We start from the raw sequence: 5,536 nt of genomic DNA, 5'->3' as shown, positions 1-5,536 counted from the left end.
CGCGCCCCGGGGCGCCCCGCCCCCCAGGGGGCCCCCGCGGGGGGGGGGGCGCGAACACCGCGGGCGCCCCCCCCCCCCCCCCCCCGGCCCCCCCCCCCCTTCAGTGCTACCCAGCGGCTAGCGCTCAGGCGCCCTTGCTGAGGTCCGGGCCCGAGCCCGTCGCCTCGACCGGGGGGAGGTCCGGCAGTGCGGACTTCTCCTCGCCGCGGAAGGTGAACTTGGCTTCGTCGCCCTCACCCTCCACGCCCACGACCACGATGTGACCGGGACGCAGCTCGCCGAAGAGGATCTTCTCCGACAGCAGGTCCTCGATCTCACGCTGGATGGTCCGGCGCAGCGGCCGCGCACCCATGATCGGGTCGTAGCCGCGCTTGGCCAGGAGCTGCTTCGCGTCACCGCTGAGCTCGATGCCCATGTCGCGGTCCCGCAGGCGCTCGTCCACCTTGGCGATCATCAGGTCGACGATCTGGATGATGTCTTCCTGGCTGAGCTGGTGGAAGACGACCGTGTCGTCGACACGGTTCAGGAACTCCGGCCGGAAGTGCTGCTTGAGCTCTTCGTTGACCTTCGCCTTCATCCGGTCGTAGCCGGTCTTGACGTCACCCACGGCCGCGAAGCCGAGGTTGAAGCCCTTGGAGATGTCCCGCGTACCCAGGTTGGTCGTCATGATGATGACCGTGTTCTTGAAGTCCACGACCCGGCCCTGGGAGTCGGTCAGGCGACCGTCTTCCAGGATCTGGAGAAGGGAATTGAAGATATCCGGGTGCGCCTTCTCGACCTCGTCGAAGAGGACGACGGAGAACGGCTTCCGGCGGACCTTCTCGGTCAGCTGGCCGCCCTCTTCGTAGCCCACGTAGCCGGGGGGCGAACCGAAGAGACGGGAAACCGTGTGCTTCTCGCTGAACTCCGACATGTCGAGGGAGATCAGCGCGTCCTCGTCGCCGAAGAGGAATTCGGCGAGCGTCTTGGAGAGCTCGGTCTTACCGACACCGGACGGACCGGCGAAGATGAACGAGCCACCGGGACGCTTCGGGTCCTTCAGACCCGCACGGGTGCGGCGGATGGCCTGGGAGAGCGCCTTGATGGCGTCCTTCTGGCCGATGACGCGCTTGTGGAGCTCGTCCTCCATGCGCAGGAGGCGGGAAGACTCCTCCTCCGTGAGCTTGAAGACGGGAATGCCGGTCGCGGTCGCGAGGACTTCGGCGATGAGCTCACCGTCGACCTCGGCGACGACGTCCATGTCGCCGGCCTTCCATTCCTTCTCGCGCTTGGCCTTCGCGGCGAGCAGCTGCTTCTCCGAATCACGGAGGGAAGCCGCCTTCTCGAAGTCCTGGGAGTCGATGGCCGACTCCTTGTCGCGGCGCACGCCCGCGATCTTCTCGTCGAACTCGCGGAGGTCCGGCGGCGCGGTCATCCGGCGGATGCGCATCCGGGAGCCGGCCTCGTCGATCAGGTCGATCGCCTTGTCCGGCAGGAAGCGGTCCGAGATGTACCGGTCCGCCAGCGTCGCCGCCTGGACGAGGGCCTCGTCCGTGATGGAGACGCGGTGGTGGGCCTCGTAGCGGTCGCGCAGGCCCTTGAGGATCTCGATCGTGTGGGGGAGGGAAGGCTCCGCCACCTGGATCGGCTGGAAGCGGCGCTCGAGGGCCGCGTCCTTCTCGAGGTGCTTGCGGTACTCGTCCAGCGTCGTGGCACCGATGGTCTGGAGCTCACCACGGGCCAGCATGGGCTTCAGGATGCTGGCGGCGTCGATCGCGCCCTCGGCGGCGCCCGCACCCACGAGGGTGTGGAGCTCGTCGATGAACAGGATGATGTCGCCACGGGTGCGGATCTCCTTGAGGACCTTCTTCAGGCGCTCCTCGAAGTCACCGCGGTACCGGGAACCGGCGACCAGGGCACCCAGGTCGAGGGTGTAGAGGTGCTTGTCCTTGAGGGTCTCGGGCACCTCGCCCTTGACGATGGCCTGGGCCAGGCCCTCGACGACGGCGGTCTTGCCGACGCCGGGCTCGCCGATGAGGACCGGGTTGTTCTTGGTCCGGCGGGACAGCACCTGCATGACCCGCTCGATCTCCTTCTCGCGCCCGATGACCGGGTCGAGCTTGGATTCGCGGGCAGCCTGGGTGAGGTTGCGGCCGAACTGGTCAAGGACGAGCGAGGTCGAGGGGGTGCCCTCGGCCGGGCCGCCTGCCGTGGCCGACTCCTTGCCGCCTCCGGTGTAGCCGGAGAGCAGCTGGATGACCTGCTGCCGGACCCTGTTGAGATCGGCACCCAGCTTCACGAGGACCTGGGCGGCGACGCCCTCGCCCTCGCGGATCAGGCCGAGCAGGATGTGCTCGGTGCCGATGTAGTTGTGGCCGAGCTGGAGGGCCTCTCGGAGCGAAAGCTCCAGGACCTTCTTCGCCCGCGGGGTGAAGGGGATGTGGCCGGACGGGGCCTGCTGCCCCTGACCGATGATCTCCTCAACCTGCTGGCGAACAGCCTCGAGCGAAATCCCGAGGCTCTCCAAGGCCTTAGCGGCGACACCCTCACCCTCGTGGATCAAGCCCAGGAGGATGTGCTCAGTGCCGATGTAGTTGTGGTTGAGCATCCGGGCTTCTTCCTGAGCCAGGACGACAACCCGCCGCGCGCGGTCGGTGAACCTCTCGAACATCGTTTATCGCTCCTCAGAGCGGTCGGGCAGTTCGGGGTCGGTCCCCGCCCTGTCCTTCCGCATGCTAGTCCCGCGGGGCGGGACAGCTCATTCCAACTGCCGACATCCGTCCGCGGCTCACCCCCACGTCGGTGAGGAAAACCGGCTTGAAGAGCCGACAACTGCTCCAACCCGATGGTGCGAGACGATGTTCCCGCAGGCCAGGCAGATACCCGTCACACGTGTACGCCGATGGCGAACGGAAGCCGCTCAAATCAGCGTGTCGCCCCGATCCACTAGGAATGTCTTACCCGCAGTGACGGACAGTCCATGCCGGTGGGCACGGATCCCTCCGCTACGGGCGAACACGATTCGCTCCCGAATGTGGGACTCGACTCCCCGGATGTTTACGTTCCGCATTGGACCGGACGCTCTGCGTAACCCGTCGGCGATTGCGGAGTTGCTCCGGTCATGGCCGTCATGAGTACCGTCGAGACCCCCCGCTCCTACGACGTACCGTCGCCCCGCGTCGCGCCCGAGGCGTACGACGCTCCCCTCCACGCCTGGTACGAGGGGGTGCTCGGCTGGTCGCTCGCGGGCGGTCCGCCCCCGCAGCTGGTCACCGGTACGCGCTTCGACGTACTGGAGCTGCCCGCCGACGCCGGCGCCGAGGTGTTGCGCAGGCCCGTCGCCACGGGTCCGGTGGCCCTGATGGGCCGCAGGATGCGGTTCCTGGTGGCGCCGGGCGGTGCCGAGGAGCTGGACGGGCTGCTCGACTGGCTGGAATGGGGCGCTGTGGCCCTCGACCTGGCCGCCCTGGGGACCGGGGGCAGGATCACTGCCCCCCTGCCGCCGGGGCGGGCGACGGGACGGACACCGGGAGAAAGCCCTCAGGGGGCCGCCGTGTGGCTGCGGCCCCCCGAGCCGGGGTGCGAGGCATCGCTGCCGGCCCTGCCCGGTCAGGGGCAGAGCGCCGGTCCCGGACAGAGCGCCGGGTCCGACCTCGTACGCCTGGTGGCCGCGGCGGCGACGGAATGCCACCGCGCCCGCCTGAGGCGGCGTACTCGTCAGCCCCTGTTCTCGTAGGCCTCACGAATCTCGGCGGGGACGCGACCGCGGTCGTTGACGCTCATCCCCTGGGACTTCGCCCACGCACGGATCTCGGCCGTGTCCGGGCTGCCGGGCGTCGCCGAGGCGCGGCCCTTGGCACGGCCCGTGGCGGCGCGCCCGCCGGTGCGGCGGCCGCTCTTGGTGAACGGCTCGAGCAGCCCGCGGAGCTTTTCAGCGTTGGCGGTGGTGAGGTCGATCTCGTAGGTCTTGCCATCCAGAGCGAACGTCACGGTCTCGTCCGCCTCGCCACCGTCGAGGTCGTCGACAAGAAGGACCTGAACCTTCTGTGCCACCGGATTTCCTTTCATCGAAAATGCAGTACGCGGAAAGGAAACCGCTTTTGCCTGAAAAACACAAACCCCCGGTGAGAGGTTCAGGACCTCAACCAGGCGGGAAACGTGCGCGATTCGGACATAGGCCACAGGTGTGCTGAGCCCTGAAAAAGCCGCCGTGATCGCTCAGAGGCGCAGAAGCATCCGGCTGTTGCCCAAGGTGTTCGGCTTCACTCGTTCGAGACCGAGGAACTCGGCGACGCCCTCGTCATAGGAACGCAGGAGCTCCATGTAGACATCGGTCTCCACCGGGGTCTCGCCGATCTCGACGAAGCCGTGCTTCGCGAAGAAGTCCACTTCGAAGGTCAGGCAGAATACCCGGCTCACGCCGAGCCGGCGGGCCGTCTCCAACAACTTGGCGAGCACCTGGTGCCCCACGCCGGACCCCTTCAAGGCGCGGTCGACGGCGAGGGTGCGTACCTCGGCGAGGTCTTCCCACATGACGTGGAGAGCCCCGCAGCCGACCACCTGGCCGTCGGAGACGCGTTCCGCGACCCAGAACTCCTGGATGTCCTCGTAAAGGACCACAGGTGCTTTGTCGAGCAGGATCCGCTGCTGCACGTACTGGTCGAGCAGGCGGCGCAGCGCCGGGACATCACGGGTGCGCGCGCGGCGGATCGTCACTGCATTCGCCGGTGCGGCGGAAAGCTCTCCCATACCCGGACGCTATCGCCCCGGCTCGGGGCCCGGCGCGCCGGACTCCCCTTGCGCTTCGGCGGGGGCCGGGTCCTCGGCGTCGTCGTGCTGGACGACGCGTACGGCGTCGCGGAGGGCTTCGCGCTGTTCCGGGGACATCATGCCGAAGAAGGCCACGAGAGCGGCCGCGGGGTTGTCGCTGGTCGACCAGGCCTCGTTCATCAGTGCGGCCGAGTAGGCGGCGCGGGTGGAGACGGCCGTATATCGATAGGCGCGGCCTTCCGCTTCCCGGCGGACCCAGCCCTTCTGATGAAGATTGTCCATAACCGTCATGACGGTGGTGTACGCGATGGAGCGTTCCTGCTGGAGGTCTTCCAGGACTTCCCGAACGGTGACCGGGCGGTTCCACTGCCACACCCGTGTCATCACTGCGTCTTCGAGTTCTCCCAAGGGGCGAGGCACATACAGCACGATAGTGCCGTATGCGTTGAATTGCCCGGCTATTCGCCGGGCAACGCGCGCCCGATACCTCGGTGGCACCCCCGGGCGGCGGCTACTTCCGCGGCTGCCGGGCGGCCTCGGCCCGGGCGATCACGGCGTCGACCGCCGCGTCTTCCTTGTTCTTGTTGGCACCGCCCTGGCTCTTCACGATCGTCACGACGAGCGCGATGAAGAACGCGGCCATCGCGATGGGGGGCACGAGCGCGGAAACGTAGTCCATGCCCCCAGCCTAGCTAGTGCTGTGACCGGAAAGGTTCACCGGGTCGCGGCCCCCGGCACGGCACCTCGCGGCGTTGTCGGACCGCGCAAGTACGTCCAGTACGAGTCG

General features: G+C 67.9%; 6 protein-coding genes. 1 reads left to right on the top strand and 5 read right to left on the bottom strand.

The genetic code is table 11. From position 1 onward, the window contains the following. Window positions 1–124 precede the first annotated feature (124 nt). Entirely contained in the window at window positions 125–2,650 is a 2,526-nt protein-coding gene (locus ACWDYJ_RS35830) for an ATP-dependent Clp protease ATP-binding subunit (RefSeq protein ID WP_451569789.1), read from the bottom strand. Window positions 2,651–3,100: 450 nt separating this feature from the next. Here ACWDYJ_RS35830 and ACWDYJ_RS35825 point away from each other — a divergent pair, with 450 nt between their 5' ends. Further along, a complete protein-coding gene (locus ACWDYJ_RS35825) occupies window positions 3,101–3,715 on the top strand; it encodes an SCO3374 family protein (RefSeq protein WP_451569788.1) in 615 nt (204 codons plus the stop codon). Here the strand turns inward: ACWDYJ_RS35825 and ACWDYJ_RS35820 are convergent. From ACWDYJ_RS35820 to ACWDYJ_RS35805, 4 genes are all read right to left on the bottom strand, one after another. Next, window positions 3,697–4,032 carry a histone-like nucleoid-structuring protein Lsr2 gene (locus ACWDYJ_RS35820; RefSeq protein ID WP_451569787.1) on the bottom strand — a complete coding sequence of 112 codons (336 nt, stop codon included), beginning with the start codon at window positions 4,030–4,032 and terminating at the stop codon, window positions 3,697–3,699. The genes ACWDYJ_RS35825 and ACWDYJ_RS35820 overlap by 19 nt on opposite strands. A 165-nt stretch (window positions 4,033–4,197) precedes the next feature. Next, window positions 4,198–4,728: an amino-acid N-acetyltransferase gene (locus tag ACWDYJ_RS35815; protein WP_451569786.1), complete on the bottom strand. Its 531-nt coding sequence runs from the start codon at window positions 4,726–4,728 to the stop codon at window positions 4,198–4,200. 9 nt (window positions 4,729–4,737) lie between these two features. After that, on the bottom strand, window positions 4,738–5,169 hold the full coding sequence (locus tag ACWDYJ_RS35810; RefSeq protein WP_451569785.1) for a BlaI/MecI/CopY family transcriptional regulator: 432 nt from the start codon (window positions 5,167–5,169) through the stop codon (window positions 4,738–4,740). Between the two features lie 91 nt (window positions 5,170–5,260). Continuing rightward, window positions 5,261–5,428: a hypothetical protein gene (locus ACWDYJ_RS35805; protein WP_451569784.1), complete on the bottom strand. Its 168-nt coding sequence runs from the start codon at window positions 5,426–5,428 to the stop codon at window positions 5,261–5,263. Between the last annotated feature and the right edge of the window lie 108 nt (window positions 5,429–5,536).

The organism is Streptomyces sp. NPDC003042 (assembly GCF_053591315.1).
This window is presented reverse-complemented; position numbering and strand designations above follow the sequence as displayed.